The sequence below is a fragment of the Pseudomonas sp. EA_65y_Pfl1_P113 genome (genome assembly GCF_963970525.1).
Taxonomy (GTDB): domain Bacteria; phylum Pseudomonadota; class Gammaproteobacteria; order Pseudomonadales; family Pseudomonadaceae; genus Aquipseudomonas; species Aquipseudomonas tritici.
In genome coordinates, this window is the sequence record NZ_CAXAQM010000002.1 from 229,660 (window position 1) to 243,757 (window position 14,098).

Here is a 14,098-nt window from a genome sequence, read left to right on the forward strand (position 1 = left end):
AGGATGAATTAATAGCGGTTACGATAGGGTCGCGCCCAAGAGGATTGAACATGACCACCCATGCACCCCTGGAACCCTATGTCCTTGCCGATCACCCGGTACTGGACATGCTCAACACCTGCGCCAACGTCGACGGCGAGCCCTTCGAGTTCTGGCAGGCTGACGCCGATGTTGCGCGCTGGTTGGTACGCTTGGGCTGGGTCGAGGAGGGGGCGACGCCTGCGTTCGAGGACGGGGCGTTACTGGCAACGGCGAAGACGCTGCGGGAAGTGATCCGGGCCTTGCTGGAGGCACGCAAGGCGGGCGAGCAGGCTGATCCGGCTGCGCTCAATGGCTTTTTGCGCAAGGCCGTCAGCCATCCACAATTGTCCTGGTCGGCACCGTGTGAATTGCACTTGGTGCGTCAGCGCAAACTGCAAACGCCGGAGCAGTTTCTTTCGCCGATCGCCGAAGCTGCCGCTACCTTGCTCGTGGAGGCAGATTTCAACCTGATCCGCACCTGCGAACACCCTGAATGCGTGCTGTGGTTCTACGATCGCACCAAGGCGCATAAGCGTCGGTGGTGCAGCATGGCGTTGTGTGGCAATCGCCATAAGGTTGCCGAGTTCCGCAAGCGCAAGCAGGGTTAGACATTGCTCTCACGCTCCAGCAGCTGCTGCTTGCGCTCCACGCCCCAGCGATAGCCCGAGAGGTCGCCATTGCTGCGCACTACGCGGTGACAAGGGATTGCCACCGCGAGGCTGTTAGCGCCACAGGCCTGGGCCACCGCGCGGAACGACTTAGGCGCACCGATCCGCGCTGCAATCTGCGCGTAGCTGGCCGTGCTCCCCGGTGGAATATCGCGCAAGGCTTGCCACACCCGCTCCTGAAACGCGGTACCACGCAGATCCAGCGGCAAGTCCAGGCCAAGCGCGGGCGCTTCGATAAACCCCACGACCTGGGCGACCAACTGTTCGAAGTGCGGGTCGGCGCCCACCAGCTCGGCGTTGGGAAATTGATCCTGCAGATCACGCGCCAATCGATCCGGGTCATCTCCGAGCAAAATCGCACACACACCACGGGCACTTTGCGCCACCAGAATTGCACCCAGCGAGCATTGCCCGATGGCAAACAGGATCGCAGTGTTAGTGCCGCCGGCTTTGTAGTCGCTGGGCTTCATGCCAAGCAGCTGGTCGGCCGACTCATAAAAGCGGCTATTGGAGTTGAAGCCTGCGTCATACAGCGCATCTGTCACCGAGTGCGGGCCCTTGAGGCCATCGCGTACTTTGCGTGAACGATGGGCGCTGGCGTAGCCCTTGGGGGTCAGGCCGGTGACGGCTTTGAACACCCGGTGAAAATGGAAGGGGCTCAGTTTGGCTTGCGTGGCCAGCGTGTTCAGGCTGGGCGGGGTGTCGGCCTGTTCGATATGCCGGCAGGCGTCGGCCACCAGTTGTGCATGGTGTGCTGCCAGTTGGGTCTGGTCGCCGGCAGCGCGTTTGCTGGCGCGATAGCCCGCGGCTTCGGCCTGTGCCGCTGTGTCGAAGAACTCGATATTTTCCGGGCGTGGCAAGCGTGAAGCGCTGCTCGGGCGACAGTACACGCCGGTGGTCTTCACTCCATAGACGAACAGCGTATCGGCTTTGGGGTCACGGGCCAGAATGGCTGCCCAGCGGGGGTCGTGTTCGGTGGTCATGGTTGGCACTCTTGACGGGGCCAGGCCAGATTAGTCGCGCCGCGAGCACCTGGCACTCTGAAGCTTGCGGTCAAATCAGCCGGCAGTGCGAAAGGTGAGGTTGATGCGTTGCGCGCCCATGACCGAGTGCACGCTTTCCTTGATCGGCATCACCCCATGAAAGCGCAAGCGGTCCACGCCGCCCCACACCACCACATCGCCATGGAACAGCGAGACTTTCTGGGGCTTGTCACTGCGCTCGTGCCCGCCAAACAGAAAAATCGCCGGCAACCCAAGAGAGACCGACACCACCGGTTCGCTGTAGCGGCGCTCATCCTTGTCTTGGTGCAGGGCCATTTTCGCGCCGGGTACATAACGGTTGATCAGGCAGGCGTCGGGCGCAAAGTTGAGAAAACCGGCTTCTGCCGCTGCCAACACGGCCAATTGGCGCAAGGCGTCCGGCATCTGCGGCCATGGCTGCAGGTTGCGCGGGTCCAATGGCGAGTAGCGATAGCCCGAGGCATCAGTGGTCCAGCCCAGATCGCCGCAACTGCTCAATGCAGCCGACAGGGTAAAACCACCAGGTGTCACCATGTGTCGAAACGGTGATTGAGCCAGGACCCGGCGCAGTTCCGGCAGAAGACGCTCAACCCAAGGCAGGGCATAGCCTCTTAGCACGTAGGACTGTTCGCCAATCTGCTCGCGCCCTGCGGGTTGCTGCAAGGCGTCATCGGCGAACAGATCGGTCGTGGGGCCAGGCATCGGCTTACAGTGCCTTGCTCACGTTGATGTCGGTGATTTCATCACTGGCATCGTGAATTTTCGCCAGGGCTTGCTTGGCTTCTTCCACGCTGTTGGTGTGCAGTTGAGCGAACTCGAAGCGGCGTTCGCCGTTGAGCTTGTATTTGATTACGTACTTGGTGGTAGCGGTCACGGCTATTTCCTGTCGAGTGTTCAGCTCAGTTTGGTGCTGGTACGGCGCACAATGCGAATCTTGTGGGACAGCGCGGGTTTGCGGGTCACGCTGATTGCGCGGCGCGTGACCACGTCCAGGGTGATGTTCCAGAACCCGGTGCTCGGTGCGGTGATTTTGGCCGGGAACGTGTCGAAGGCGCCGCCGTGATAGGTGTGGCGACCGCCGTTCTTAAAGCTGCGAAAATTCGCGTCGCTCATCAGACGAATATTACAAGTCTGCGAGCATTCGATGACGACAATGTCTCCCTCGTTGAGGTGCTCGCGCTGGTGGATGAATTTCATGAGGGTGTCTCCAGAAGGGCTTTTTCTGAAAAATCAGAACGATACGTAGGTTAAGATGGAGTTTATCAGCCCCAGCGCGTTTATTATCGGGTCGTCTTCAACGACGTCGACAATTTAAAACAGTTATTTACCGAGTTATCAGGGATAAATCCTACTTGGGCGGGAGAAATTTACTATCCCCGCTGTCGTAGGGTCTTTATCGGAGGTTTTAGTATGAAGTGGAGTGTGTTGGTTCTGGCCCTGGCGATTGGTGGGTGTGCTTCGGTTGCAGATATCAAGCAGACCCCTCCGACCTTGGCGGTCATTTCCGGGAAGAAACCGCAGGAATATGCCGCGTGTGTGGTGAAGAAGCTGTCGGCGACCCGCCGGCCGTCGCAGATCGAGCCGCGTAAGGAAGGAGGAATGGAAGTCATTGTGCCGCAGAAGTTTTCGGCCGACCCTTCGGCAATCTTCGAGATTGATGAACGTTCCAGCGGTAGCAGCATCAAGCTCTACGAGAGCATGTCCAATGTGCCGATCCGTCCGGGTGATGTGAAGAAGGCCGGCGAGGATTGCATTTCCGGCTGACCTGGCCCGTTTCACCGCATAACTTTCCATCCGATGAAAAAGCCTGGCCCCCAAGTGTGATGCTGATTTTTTACCGCGCGTTGACGGGCTAGGGCCGTGGGGAGAAAACCTGGGTCAAGTTGCCCACCAATGACGGTGTCAATTTCTACGGTCAGATCGTAGGGGCGTGCTGATAGGGCAGGGCATACGTTAAACTGTCTGCCGATCAATGCAAAAATGCCGCGCAAACCCTCGGTTTGTGCGGCATTTGTCTTTTTGGGGAAGTCTTTCATGAAGCGTGAACACGTCAGTGCTCGCCAGGCCGAAGGCCAGATATCGGCCACTCACATCATCCAGAACCCTGCTGCCCTGGGGGAGTGGATCGTATTTTTCAAGAAAAGCGGCGGCCGCAGTTTTTTCCTGGTGGACGATCAAGATGAAGTCGAATCCTTTGCGCGCCTGGATGATCTGGTGGAGACCATTCGCGGCCTGGGTATCAAGTTTGCTGACATTCAGATGTAGGCGTAATGCCTACTTGCAGACCACCACCACGCTGCGGTTTTTGTAGTTGCCAACGTCCTGGCCCAGGGTTTTGTCACTTTCCTTGAGAGAGGGTGTGCCTTCGGTGCCGATGATACGGTAGCCGGTGCCCGCACAGGAGGCGTCAGCTTTTTCGTAGCAACTGGCCCAGGAATTGGCCTCGCCCGAGCAGTCGATGGTCAGGCCTTGCTCACCGTTTTTGAGGTAGACGTCAGAGGTGGTGGTGCACCCGGCGAGCGCCAGTACCGCTATCAGTGCCAGAAACTTGTTCATATGGGTTCATCGTCGAGGGTGTTGGAGGGAGCGCAGACACAGTCGTGAGGCGTTGGCGCAAGTTTATAGCTAAATGCCACCTTATGCGCAGTCGCAGAAATAATATCTGTGACTGCGTAGTCCATAAAGTGACGCAAGAGGCCTTCGGTTTCAGCCTTGTGCGTGGGTTATGGCACCCCCATTACGAGCACACCGCTTCCCGTTATGGGCCCTGCCGCGGGTAGGGTTCCAGCGCGCGAGACGAGAGAAAAGATCACGTCATCGCCCCCCACGCTGTTGGTGAGCTGGGTCAGGAATGAACCGTTGACCGGAACCGCTGACCCCGCCCGGATCAGGGCCGTGCCGACGTCAGGATTGGTCATCGTCAAAAGCCGTGTGTCGAACGACGACGGGATACCTTTGTAGGTAATGGTGATCGGCGTGGTGATGCCGCCGGTCGGGCATGAGTAATTGAGCCTGCGGTTGCTGTTGATGGGCGTCGTCAGTGGGTTAGTGCCTATTTCCCTTTGATTTACGTTGCCGAAATTTATCTCGATTGGATTGTTATTGTTGATCGTGCACGTAGAGGGTGAGACTGAGAAGTTATTGGCGGCCGTGTACGTGAGCATGAGCCCCGTCCGCTGTGTGTTGTAATTGTTTGTCTGGTTTAGACGCAACACACCAAGGACGTCCCCTATCCGAACGTCGATAGGGTTTGTTGGGTTATTGCGTATCAAAATATAGGGCGTTACATCCACGGGTACACCCACAGCGTTGTTGCGCATGGTCGAAATCCGAATGCCATCCGGAACCGGGGTGTTTCGGAAAACCCCGTTTATACGCAAACCTGTGCCTTGGCTGACGAATTTTGGGCCGGGCGTCCAGGCGGGGCCGGCTTGTATGGACGTCGCCCAATAGTCTTCCCACCAAGTCGGGGTGCTGGGGTAGGGCGTGAATCTGCACTCCAGCCTCACGCCATCCAGGATGATGCGGGTTGCGTCAGAACCGAGTTGGACCGTTACGGGAACCTGGAGATTTAGCGTCCCGCCATTGTCTACTTGCTGCCATGGGCCGTTATTCACACGGCATTGAGCTGCCTTCACATTCATCGCAGCAGCCATCAGGACGAAAAGCGCCATGGCGCCATAGAGTCGTTTCATTTTGATCTCTCGCTGCTCCTCTATCCAGGCACCGCCCGACGAACTTTCGGTCCGTGCGCTAAAGCCGCCCAGGAAATAGAGTTGAGGTTTATCTGAGGCGGTTATGGATAGTCCAGCGTAAAAGTCGAGGTCACCGTGAACCTGCCGTGCCCGATGGTTTGATCCCTGATCGCTTCCGGCTCACCCTGCACATAGGCCTTGAGCTCGATCACATTGCTGCCATCGCTCAACACCTGTTCGTCGCTGGCTGTATTCAGGGGTAACGGTTTGTTGTTCGGCGTCTCTATACCAAGCCCAATGCCTGAGGCCCCGCTGGCAACATCGAGCGCGAACAATCCAGGTAGCGCCGCGTTCTCCCTACCGCCAAGCGTGATGGTGACCGTGTTGCCAACCGTGGTGTCACAGTCCTCCAGGTGAACCTTGAAACCCTTACCCTGTGTGCGCGTATTGATGTAGAGGTGCTTGCTGGTCACGTCCCAGAGTTCCAGGGTGATTGCCTCGTCACCCGGGCGGATCGTGCAAGCCTCTTCAACCAGGTTGCCTTTGAAACTCAGGTTGTCCGCCGCATGCCCCGCGGGCACCAGGCTGAAGCTCAGCAGCAACGCCACGCCGGCATATGGCCGTCCTTTAGGGTTCATCGCATGTTGCATAAGCTCAGCTCCTACTCGTATTCGGCCAATAACGTGGCCACCGCGGTAAAACTCGCGGGGGTCAGCACGGCACCGGGCTGCTTGACGGGGACGACTTCCAAGGTCGGTGGGGACGACAGGGTTATGTCCATTGGCGTGTTGAGTAGGAACGGCACGTTATTCTGAAAAACCCGAATACCCAGGTCAGGTACGTTGGTCTGCACCGCCGAGCCATCAAACGCTGTTGCTGTAGCGTTGACGCTCAGTTTCAGCTCCCAGGGGAGTGTGTCGGTGCCGCAGTTGATGGTGTAACCAACACCCCTGCGGTACTGCACGCCGTCGATTCGCCTGATCCCGACATCGCCAAAGTCGACCTCTATCGTGTTGCCTGCATCAATCGTGCAGGGTGGCGGTTCGTTCAATGTTCCGCTGAACGTCAGGTTGGCCGATGCACCCGTGCACAGGCCTATGGAGCACAACGCGAGCAATGCTCGCTGCGGCCAACATGTCATTGATCTTTCCTCTTCATTGATAATCGACCACCAAGGTGGCGGCCGCATCAAAGGCGCCTCCCGTGAGCTCGCTGCCAGCCCGCTTGACGGGCACCGCCTGCACCACCGGAAAGTTCGGATAGGTAAAGTTCACCGCTGTATTGAGTGGCCAGTCGGCACCATTTACGAACAGCTTTACCCCAAGATCCGTTTTGCGAGTCATCAGCACGCGATGGTCAAACGCAGCCGCCGTGCCTTTCAGTTCGAGTGTCAACGCATTGCTGAACGGGGAGTTGCAGGTAACGGTATAAGGCACCCCTCGACGATAATTAATCCCGTCGACCCTGGATGTCAGAAGGTCGTTTCCGAACGGCACATCAAGCGTACTGCCGCCGTTAATGACGCAGGGTGGAGGCGCAATGATGACCGCGCGGATCGCCAGGCTGGTCTCGGCCTGTACGCCCTGGTTGGCAACCCACAGCAGGCCGCCACTGATAAAAATGGCCCGCAGGCCGGTAGGCTTAACCATTATCACGCCCTTACTCATAGTTGAGCCTGAAATCCACCACGGCCCGAAATGCCCCGCTTGTCAACGGTGCAGAGGTGCGTGTGGGCTGAACAGTCCACGTCTGGGTATTACCGCCCAGTGGCAAAAACAAAGGTTCGCCCCTCGATCCCAACTGAACATCCCGCCCCAGGGCATCGGTCAAGCGCAAACCCATGCCAGTGATGCCTTGCACCTTGACCAGCCGTGGGTCATCGGCATCGGCGGGCGCATAGAACGCGACCGACAGCACCGGTTGAAAGGCGCTCCACGTCAGGTTTCCCGTACGTTCGCTGCGGATGCTGCCGGCGGTGCGTTGGCAATCGGTAAAACGCAACTGGAATGCCACGGGCCTGGCTTGATCGCCGGGGCGTTGCAGTTGACTGGTCGATACGGCGCCCAGGTCGATGGTTTGATGGAGGGAGGTCATTTCCAGCACGCAGGGGATTTCGTGCAGGCTCCCGGAAATGTTCAGCATCCCATTCATGCCCTCGACATCCTCGGCGTGTGCGCCTTCCACAGAGGCCAATAGCAGTCCGCTCAGGACCTTCACGGTGTGCGACTTCATGGCTTTCTCCCACGGCATGCGCTACTCACCTGATGTCGATGCTTGCGAGTTCACCTTGCAGGTGCCGCCGCTGCAGGTGAAGGCTATCAACGGACGCCCACCGTAATCGTTCACGTAGGCCAAATAGGGGGCAGAGCCGAGCGCCTTGGCGGTTGGCCCCAGGGTCAGCGTGCCTTTGGGCGGGACCATCAAAGGCTCAAAGCCCGACGCGGTCTTGCCGTCCTTGGTGCTGCGTGCATCCACCAGGGTCACGTAGTAAGGCGTGGGGTTACTCACCCGGTAGTGCTCGCCGTCGCGCGTCAGGGTCAGTTTTTCCTGCCAGGGTGTGGACAGGTCTTGCTGGCTTGGCGCAATGGCTTGCGGTCGGTAGAACAATTTAATCCGGGTTTGCAGCGCAATTTGCAGGGTGTTGGACTTATCGCTGCGCGGCGGAATTTCCCTCAAGTTGAAGTAGTAGACGGTCTCTCGATCCTGTGGCAAAGACTTGGCCGCCGGTAATGCCTGAACTTTCACCTGGCTTTGTTTGCCGGGCTCCACGCGTTGAACCGGCGGTAGCACGATCAAGGGCGTGGTGATTTTCTCGCCGGCTTCATCCTCGATCCAGCCTTGCGCCAAATACGGTAACTGGGTGTTGTTGTTGGTGATGTTCACGCTGGTGGCATCCTTGCCACCATCAAAAATCACTCGGGTGCGGTCCAGCCCGATGGCGGCGTAGGCGCTCTGGCTCAAGCCGAGAGCCAGCATCACGCAGGTTTGTGTGAAGCGCGTGTTGAGCATCATGAAGGGGTGTTCTCCGTATCGTTACGCTGGCCGGTCAGTGCATCTGGCTCGGGCAGGGGTTGATCAATGGCTACCGTCCGGCAGCCCAATTGCAGGGCATCGGTCAAGCTGTCAGCGGGCAGGACGACGGGAAGCGTGAGGATGCAACGCTCGGAACCGCCCCAGCTGACAGTCATCTCTGCGCCAGGCTGTATGCCGCTCAGATAGACATTGCCGCCGTCATTCACGATGCCTGTGTCCTGCTGTTTCAGGTTTTTCACTGTCGCGCCGAAGGGTGGCGAACTGCCGTCTGGCAGGCGCAGGACAGCCATGGCCTTTTCGCCGGAAATCACCGACAGGGAGCGATAGCCGATGGCGCCTTCGGTGAGCGTCAGTTGCGTGACTGATTGAGTGGCTTCGACAGTGCGCGGCAAATTCTCCAGATCCACACTGGCTGCCATGCGTTGATAGCTGCCGATATCGGAAATGACCGCTTTGCCAAAGGCGTTGCTGCGGGTCGGTGTGCCGTAACCCCGCACAGGTACGTCGGGCACCCCGCCGGTATCGACCATCAGGCGGGTGCCGCCCGTGCTATTGGTCCGATGCAGTGCGCCACCGTAAGGCGTGAGCGTGCCGCCGCCGCGCGCAGACACACTGAGCGTGGTGTAACTGCCTTCTTGCGTGCTGGCAGCGATATCGATGTCTGACTGGTCACCGATATGGCTCAGATAACCGCTGGCAGCGTTGTTGCTGGCACTGAGTTGGTAGCTGTTACGCTCATCCAGCCGATCGCTGTAGCGCGTAGCAAAGCGGTTATCGCCTGCGGCCCTGTTAGCGTCCATAGACAATGTGCCAGTACGCCCCAAGGGCAGGCTGACCGTCAGCGCCACGCCGTTATCTTTATAGTTGTATTCCAGGGTGCGGTGAATATTCAGGGACATGTTTATGTTCTTGACGGTGCCGACATTAAAATAACGTGACACTGATAAGTTCCAGCGCTGAGTGGGCGGCCGCTCCCAATAGGTTTGTTTGTTGTAACTGGCATACACGGTGGCGCCTAAATCACGAAACTGCTTGTTGATGGTCGCCGTATAAAGTGCCTTGCTGCCGCCGATAGGTTTCCAGTCTTGCGTGTAGCCATCGTACCGATAGCGCCCCGCAAGCTCGCCGTTCTTTCCATAATGGCGCGCGTCCAGGTATTCACTCATGCTCAAGTAGTTCTTCTCAGAGAACCGGTAGCCGGCAAAGGTGATCTGGCTGTCGTACTGTTCAAAGTTCTTGGAGTATTGAAGACGGTAGGACTTGCCCGACAGTGTCTCATTCCACACATTTGCGCGGGCCTGGGTAACATCCAGCGAGAGTGCGCCAAATGCCAACAGATCACGGCCTATCCCAACAGACAACGCGCGGTAGTTGTTATCCGTTATGCCGCCGCCAAACAGCGACCAGCCATTGCTGACACCCCACGAGAACTCGCCCGTACCGAACAAGTCGCCATCGCCGCCGTATTGAAGATTGGAGGGCCGCCCAGTGGCCATTTTGTAGCGAACGTGACCCGGGCGCGTCAGATAGGGCACGCCTGCTGTATCGATCTGGAAGGTATGGGCCGAACCATCCTGCTCTTCCACCCGTACATCCAGCCTGCCGGACACGGCGTCGTTAAGGTCCTGAATCCGAAAAGGGCCTGCGGCGACCAGCGTTTCATACAGCACACGTCCTTGCTGGCTGATGATGACTCTGGCGTTGGTTTTGGCGACGCCGACCACTTCTGGCGCATACCCACGCAAGTTGGGTGGCAGTTGGCTTTCATCCGAGTTGAGGGCAGCACCGGTAAAGCGAAAGCTGTCGAACAGGTCCGAATACAGGTAGTTCTCTCCCACCACCAGACGTGCTTTCAGTGCAGGGAGTGCGCGATAGGCATAGTAACGACTCCACTCCAGCCTCGAGCGCCTGGCTGACACTTCGCGGTCCTGGTCCACACGGCCCTGCCAATCGGCGCGCAAGCGCCAAGCCCCGGCATTGGCCCCCAGTGTTCCGTTACCACTGATGTCATTGCGAGCACTGCCTTTCTTCTGGTGACTCGATTGCGCTGTCATGTTGTAGTCAAGCAACAGGCCGGGCACCCCTTCATCCCAGCGAGAGGGTGGGTCCCAATTGATAGCGCTGTACTCAAGGTAGGCTTGGGGAAGGTTGATGTTCAGCGTGGCGGTGGCCAGGTCTGCGCTGACCTCCATACCTGGCAGGCTCTGAATATCCAGGCACGCTCCGCCTTTCCACCACGTCAGTTCGGCGGCGCCGGATTCCTTCAGGCCTAACTGGTCCACAAGATCGGCAGATAAACAGGCTTCGCTCCCTTTGGGGTCGTCGTCGGGAGGGTAGAATGCTACCGATTGCTCGGACAGAGACTGGTTGTTTATGTGCACAACCATTGAATAGGTGCCGGGCAGAATAAAACCGCTGCGGGCAAACTGAGACAAGTCAATATTGGTGCGGTCATTGAGGTCTAGCACATCAGTATTAAACTCAACGTCCCCGGCACCTAATGCAGTTCCCGCCACGGATATCAACCCGCCAAACAGGCTTGGGCGGAGGGTATTTTTGATCTTCGACGCATTCAGCATGAAAGCAACCCATCAATGTTCAAAAGTAGTCCAACGTGAATCGCACCGCGGCACTGTGAGCCCCTGGCACAAGTTGCAACCCGTTGCCGACCAGGCGAACCGTGTAATGAAGGGTCATGTCACCTTCAGTCAGCGGTACCAGCGCCATGGGCTCACCCGGAATACTTTCCTGGCCCGCCGCATCCCAAATATGAAAAGCGACCCCTTGTGAAAAACCTGAGGCGGCAAAAGAGCGGCCCTCTCGGTCACGAGCCCCGTCAAACGTCACCCGCAGATGTTCCCAATCAGGCAGGCTGACGCCAGGGCGCAGTGGGTCCGGCCGACTCAGCGAACAATTGACCAGGCGCAACTGGAACGGGTGTGGATCTCCGATCGTATTGCGCAAAATCCGCCCGATTGGCTCGGCGGGCATCTCAATGGACTGGTCGGCGCTGGCCAGCTCCAACCCGCATGCTGAGTCAACGACTTCACCGCCCAGCGTGACCACGCCATCGCCTTGCGCAGGCGTCTGCGAGAGCGCGTAAGGGCTGATGAGCATTGCCAATGAAGAGGTAAATGCGAGGTTTATGAGTGTTTTCACCGTTATCTCCCGTCAGCTTCCCCCGCCACCTGAATGACGGGGGAGAAACTTACTGGTAAGCCAAGGTGAAGTTGGTGACCGCGCTGAAATCACCCGGAATGATGGGGTCCGTAGCCGCGCCTTGTACGTAGGCACCGAACTGGAGTGTGTTGTCACCGGCGACAATCGCCTGCGGGGTCGTCGCCACACCCAGCTCAATGGGTTGGCTGCCGTGTGTCATCATGATGCCTATGCCGCCCGCGCCGCCGATGGTGCCGATCGCACCTGGAACCACAGAAGATGGCGCAGCCGTGAAGGTAGTGGTCACCGTATTGTCGGTAAGGCCGGTGAGATCGCAGCCTTCAAGTTCGATCAATACAGAACGCGGCTCGGATTTTCCTCCCGTTTGCAATTGATGCTTTGCAATGGCGCCCAGGTGAACTGTCTGATCCACGGACTCAGGCTTGATGGAGCAGGCCCCCGAGTGAACCGAACCCAGGAACGTGACCGTTCCATCCGCTGCTTGAACCGCGGACATCGAACCCACCAGCAAGCCGATAGACAGCAACGCAGTTTTCATTTCAACTTTCATCAGCAAAGACCCATCTGTTAACAACGTCATATAGGAAACCTGCAGGCAGACGTGGATTGAACCGTCGCTTCTTTTATATAAAGAACGTGCAGGGAACTCAGCTCGTTGCGCACCCAGTTGCAACCAGGGAAATAACTTAATTTTCCAACTAATTGTATTGCTTCTCTGGAGCACGCTTGAACTCAGGCAATTGTCAGGCTTGTAGTGAAGAAAGTAAGTCGTCTAAGTCGCCTGGTTGCGTAGCCTGGACATGTCGAAATATGTAAGAGGGATATGGCAATTTGCCAAAAAACGCTAATTGTCTGTAAGAAATAAACTACATTTGATTTGGTGGGCGTTTCCAGTTGTTGTAATGACTGTAAGAATAGGGCTACATTTTTCCGAAATACAGCAGTGTCCCGTATCGCCCTGTAACGGCGTGACCGAAATTAAAGTTGGCGCCAAAGAGTGGCGCCCACAAAAAAGCCCCGTACAACGGGGCTTCATGCGCAGCGCAGCGGAACTTACTTGCCCTTCGGCCGTTTGCTCGACGCGTGACCCGCTTCATCTACAAATACTTCGGCTACCGCAATCGCTTGGCTTTCGGTGGCGAAGGCCCCGGCGACGCTGTCGCCGTGGAAATTGATCAGGTGCCAACCGTCCGCTCGCTGCGTGATCAGGTAGCCGTTTACGCCTTTTGGTTCTGACATCTATCAATCTCGTGGTGTGGTTCAAGGGCATAATGATAGCGCCAAATGTCGCAGGGCCGGGCAAGTTATTCTAGGTCAGTGTTCTGATCGCAAAAGCATGCTAAAAAGGATGCAGCCCATAGAAGCTCTGAGGTGCAAGCGTTTTTTGCTGTGTCGGTGGAGGCGCTCTTCACAACACCAGTGGAACTTACGCTGACATTTTTTCTCTATGATGAAATCGCAACGCCAGCAGGACCCATTGTAAGGTGCCTGCGGCCTCATTAGACTGCGCCGAATTCCGTACGCACAGCCCTCTGTAAGGACCCATATGATCAAGAAATGCTTGTTCCCAGCAGCCGGTTACGGCACTCGCTTCTTGCCAGCGACCAAGGCCATGCCCAAAGAGATGCTGCCGGTGGTGAACAAGCCACTGATTCAGTACGGCGTCGAAGAGGCACTGGATGCCGGTCTGAACGAAATCTCCATTGTGACCGGCCGTGGTAAGCGCGCGCTGGAAGACCACTTTGACATCAGCTACGAGCTGGAAAACCAGATCAAAGGCACCGACAAAGAGAAATACCTGGTCGGCATTCGCAAACTGCTGGATGAGTGCTCGTTCTCCTACACCCGTCAGACTCAGATGAAAGGCCTCGGCCACGCCATCCTGACCGGCCGCCCACTGATCGGTGACGAACCTTTCGCTGTGGTACTGGCGGATGACCTGTGTGTGAACCTCGACGGCGACGGCGTGCTGACCCAGATGGTCAAGCTGTACCAGAAATACCGCTGCACCATTGTTGCGGTCATGGAAGTCGATCCATCGCAAACCAACAAATACGGCGTGATTGCCGGTGACGATATTGGCGACGGCCTGATCCGCGTTCGTGACATGGTCGAGAAGCCAGCCCCTGAAGATGCGCCGTCCAACCTGGCGATCATCGGTCGTTACATCCTGACGCCGGACATCTTCAAACTGATCGAAGAAACCGAGCCAGGCAAAGGCGGCGAGATCCAGATCACTGACGCCCTGATGAAGCAAGCCAAAGATGGTTGCGTGATTGCCTACAAGTTCAAAGGCCAGCGTTTTGACTGCGGTGGTGCTGAAGGCTACATCGAAGCCACCAACTTCTGCTTCGAGCACTTCTACAAGACCGGCAAGGCTTACTGATCTACGTTAGCCCGCCTGTTGTAAGAGAAAGCCACCTTCGGGTGGCTTTTTCGTTTTTCAGCCCCATCTAAGTCGGTATGCTGATGTTCTGCC

The 14,098-nt window shown here is 57.4% G+C and carries 20 protein-coding genes; 4 read left to right on the plus strand and 16 right to left on the minus strand.

The features are described 5' to 3' along the window. The first annotated feature begins 50 nt into the window (after nt 1-50). Nucleotides 51-629 (plus strand): ABATE domain-containing protein, encoded by a 579-nt coding sequence (locus AACY52_RS03115; protein WP_339416230.1) that lies wholly within the window; start codon nt 51-53, stop codon nt 627-629. Here AACY52_RS03115 and ada read toward each other — a convergent pair. The 4 genes from ada to AACY52_RS03135 form a co-directional block, all read right to left on the minus strand. Further along, nucleotides 626-1,672, minus strand: a complete 1,047-nt coding sequence (gene ada, locus AACY52_RS03120) for a bifunctional DNA-binding transcriptional regulator/O6-methylguanine-DNA methyltransferase Ada (RefSeq protein WP_339496976.1) — start codon at nt 1,670-1,672, stop codon at nt 626-628. The two genes, AACY52_RS03115 and ada, sit on opposite strands and share 4 nt — an antisense overlap. Before the next feature lie 75 nt (nt 1,673-1,747). After that, nucleotides 1,748-2,413, minus strand: a complete 666-nt coding sequence (gene alkB / locus AACY52_RS03125) for a DNA oxidative demethylase AlkB (RefSeq protein WP_339416232.1) — start codon at nt 2,411-2,413, stop codon at nt 1,748-1,750. 4 nt (nt 2,414-2,417) lie between these two features. Then, complete coding sequence (locus tag AACY52_RS03130; protein ID WP_098467678.1) at nt 2,418-2,585, minus strand: hypothetical protein; 168 nt, start codon at nt 2,583-2,585, stop codon at nt 2,418-2,420. 20 nt (nt 2,586-2,605) lie between these two features. Continuing rightward, entirely contained in the window at nt 2,606-2,908 is a 303-nt protein-coding gene (locus tag AACY52_RS03135) for a DUF1883 domain-containing protein (protein WP_027606593.1), read from the minus strand. Between the two features lie 213 nt (nt 2,909-3,121). Between AACY52_RS03135 and AACY52_RS03140 the strand changes: the two genes are divergently transcribed. Then, complete coding sequence (locus AACY52_RS03140; protein ID WP_339427519.1) at nt 3,122-3,475, plus strand: hypothetical protein; 354 nt, start codon at nt 3,122-3,124, stop codon at nt 3,473-3,475. A gap of 11 nt (nt 3,476-3,486) precedes the next feature. On the opposite strand, the gene AACY52_RS03145 is transcribed toward AACY52_RS03140, so the two are convergent. Beyond that, on the minus strand, nt 3,487-3,747 hold the full coding sequence (locus AACY52_RS03145) for a hypothetical protein (RefSeq protein ID WP_339416237.1): 261 nt from the start codon (nt 3,745-3,747) through the stop codon (nt 3,487-3,489). Between AACY52_RS03145 and AACY52_RS03150 the strand changes: the two genes are divergently transcribed. Beyond that, nucleotides 3,746-3,976, plus strand: a complete 231-nt coding sequence (locus tag AACY52_RS03150; RefSeq protein WP_339416238.1) for a hypothetical protein — start codon at nt 3,746-3,748, stop codon at nt 3,974-3,976. The two genes, AACY52_RS03145 and AACY52_RS03150, sit on opposite strands and share 2 nt — an antisense overlap. A gap of 9 nt (nt 3,977-3,985) precedes the next feature. Here AACY52_RS03150 and AACY52_RS03155 read toward each other — a convergent pair whose 3' ends face one another. The 11 genes from AACY52_RS03155 to AACY52_RS03205 form a co-directional block, all read right to left on the minus strand. After that, nucleotides 3,986-4,267: a hypothetical protein gene (locus AACY52_RS03155; RefSeq protein WP_339560238.1), complete on the minus strand. Its 282-nt coding sequence runs from the start codon at nt 4,265-4,267 to the stop codon at nt 3,986-3,988. Between the two features lie 167 nt (nt 4,268-4,434). Then, nucleotides 4,435-5,406 (minus strand): fimbrial protein, encoded by a 972-nt coding sequence (locus AACY52_RS03160; protein ID WP_339416239.1) that lies wholly within the window; start codon nt 5,404-5,406, stop codon nt 4,435-4,437. Between the two features lie 101 nt (nt 5,407-5,507). Beyond that, complete coding sequence (locus AACY52_RS03165) at nt 5,508-6,056, minus strand: fimbrial protein (protein WP_339416240.1); 549 nt, start codon at nt 6,054-6,056, stop codon at nt 5,508-5,510. A gap of 11 nt (nt 6,057-6,067) precedes the next feature. After that, a complete protein-coding gene (locus tag AACY52_RS03170) occupies nt 6,068-6,547 on the minus strand; it encodes a fimbrial protein (RefSeq protein WP_339427517.1) in 480 nt (159 codons plus the stop codon). Between the two features lie 13 nt (nt 6,548-6,560). After that, entirely contained in the window at nt 6,561-7,055 is a 495-nt protein-coding gene (locus tag AACY52_RS03175; RefSeq protein WP_339436373.1) for a fimbrial protein, read from the minus strand. A gap of 10 nt (nt 7,056-7,065) precedes the next feature. Continuing rightward, on the minus strand, nt 7,066-7,638 hold the full coding sequence (locus AACY52_RS03180) for a fimbrial protein (RefSeq protein WP_339416243.1): 573 nt from the start codon (nt 7,636-7,638) through the stop codon (nt 7,066-7,068). 21 nt (nt 7,639-7,659) lie between these two features. Then, entirely contained in the window at nt 7,660-8,418 is a 759-nt protein-coding gene (locus AACY52_RS03185; protein WP_339427516.1) for a fimbria/pilus periplasmic chaperone, read from the minus strand. Continuing rightward, nucleotides 8,415-11,018, minus strand: a complete 2,604-nt coding sequence (locus AACY52_RS03190) for an outer membrane usher protein (RefSeq protein ID WP_339436372.1) — start codon at nt 11,016-11,018, stop codon at nt 8,415-8,417. The genes AACY52_RS03185 and AACY52_RS03190 overlap by 4 nt, the downstream gene beginning before the upstream one ends. A 19-nt stretch (nt 11,019-11,037) precedes the next feature. Further along, nucleotides 11,038-11,598, minus strand: coding sequence for a fimbrial protein (locus AACY52_RS03195; RefSeq protein WP_339416247.1), 561 nt, complete (start codon nt 11,596-11,598; stop codon nt 11,038-11,040). A 49-nt stretch (nt 11,599-11,647) separates the two neighbouring features. Beyond that, nucleotides 11,648-12,157 carry a fimbrial protein gene (locus AACY52_RS03200; RefSeq protein WP_339427609.1) on the minus strand — a complete coding sequence of 170 codons (510 nt, stop codon included), beginning with the start codon at nt 12,155-12,157 and terminating at the stop codon, nt 11,648-11,650. Nucleotides 12,158-12,672: 515 nt separating this feature from the next. Then, on the minus strand, nt 12,673-12,858 hold the full coding sequence (locus AACY52_RS03205) for a hypothetical protein (RefSeq protein ID WP_049713265.1): 186 nt from the start codon (nt 12,856-12,858) through the stop codon (nt 12,673-12,675). Nucleotides 12,859-13,165: 307 nt separating this feature from the next. Here AACY52_RS03205 and galU point away from each other — a divergent pair, with 307 nt between their 5' ends. Beyond that, a complete protein-coding gene (galU, locus tag AACY52_RS03210) occupies nt 13,166-14,005 on the plus strand; it encodes a UTP--glucose-1-phosphate uridylyltransferase GalU (RefSeq protein WP_046068218.1) in 840 nt (279 codons plus the stop codon). Nucleotides 14,006-14,098: the final 93 nt, after the last annotated feature.

What these genes read in the sequence shown, in the direction of transcription:
- AACY52_RS03200 (WP_339427609.1), bottom strand. Translation starts at nt 12,157, where the DNA reads ATGAAAACTGCGTTGCTGTCTATCGGCTTGCTGGTGGGTTCGATGTCC.
- AACY52_RS03165 (WP_339416240.1), bottom strand. Translation starts at nt 6,056, where the DNA reads ATGCAACATGCGATGAACCCTAAAGGACGGCCATATGCCGGCGTGGCG.
- alkB (WP_339416232.1), bottom strand. Translation starts at nt 2,413, where the DNA reads ATGCCTGGCCCCACGACCGATCTGTTCGCCGATGACGCCTTGCAGCAA.
- AACY52_RS03155 (WP_339560238.1), bottom strand. Translation starts at nt 4,267, where the DNA reads ATGAACAAGTTTCTGGCACTGATAGCGGTACTGGCGCTCGCCGGGTGC.
- AACY52_RS03170 (WP_339427517.1), bottom strand. Translation starts at nt 6,547, where the DNA reads ATGACATGTTGGCCGCAGCGAGCATTGCTCGCGTTGTGCTCCATAGGC.
- AACY52_RS03160 (WP_339416239.1), bottom strand. Translation starts at nt 5,406, where the DNA reads ATGAAACGACTCTATGGCGCCATGGCGCTTTTCGTCCTGATGGCTGCT.
- AACY52_RS03205 (WP_049713265.1), bottom strand. Translation starts at nt 12,858, where the DNA reads ATGTCAGAACCAAAAGGCGTAAACGGCTACCTGATCACGCAGCGAGCG.
- AACY52_RS03185 (WP_339427516.1), bottom strand. Translation starts at nt 8,418, where the DNA reads ATGATGCTCAACACGCGCTTCACACAAACCTGCGTGATGCTGGCTCTC.
- AACY52_RS03180 (WP_339416243.1), bottom strand. Translation starts at nt 7,638, where the DNA reads ATGAAGTCGCACACCGTGAAGGTCCTGAGCGGACTGCTATTGGCCTCT.
- AACY52_RS03145 (WP_339416237.1), bottom strand. Translation starts at nt 3,747, where the DNA reads ATGAAAGACTTCCCCAAAAAGACAAATGCCGCACAAACCGAGGGTTTG.
- AACY52_RS03190 (WP_339436372.1), bottom strand. Translation starts at nt 11,018, where the DNA reads ATGCTGAATGCGTCGAAGATCAAAAATACCCTCCGCCCAAGCCTGTTT.
- AACY52_RS03140 (WP_339427519.1), top strand. Translation starts at nt 3,122, where the DNA reads ATGAAGTGGAGTGTGTTGGTTCTGGCCCTGGCGATTGGTGGGTGTGCT.
- AACY52_RS03115 (WP_339416230.1), top strand. Translation starts at nt 51, where the DNA reads ATGACCACCCATGCACCCCTGGAACCCTATGTCCTTGCCGATCACCCG.
- galU (WP_046068218.1), top strand. Translation starts at nt 13,166, where the DNA reads ATGATCAAGAAATGCTTGTTCCCAGCAGCCGGTTACGGCACTCGCTTC.
- AACY52_RS03150 (WP_339416238.1), top strand. Translation starts at nt 3,746, where the DNA reads ATGAAGCGTGAACACGTCAGTGCTCGCCAGGCCGAAGGCCAGATATCG.
- AACY52_RS03135 (WP_027606593.1), bottom strand. Translation starts at nt 2,908, where the DNA reads ATGAAATTCATCCACCAGCGCGAGCACCTCAACGAGGGAGACATTGTC.
- ada (WP_339496976.1), bottom strand. Translation starts at nt 1,672, where the DNA reads ATGACCACCGAACACGACCCCCGCTGGGCAGCCATTCTGGCCCGTGAC.
- AACY52_RS03175 (WP_339436373.1), bottom strand. Translation starts at nt 7,055, where the DNA reads ATGGTTAAGCCTACCGGCCTGCGGGCCATTTTTATCAGTGGCGGCCTG.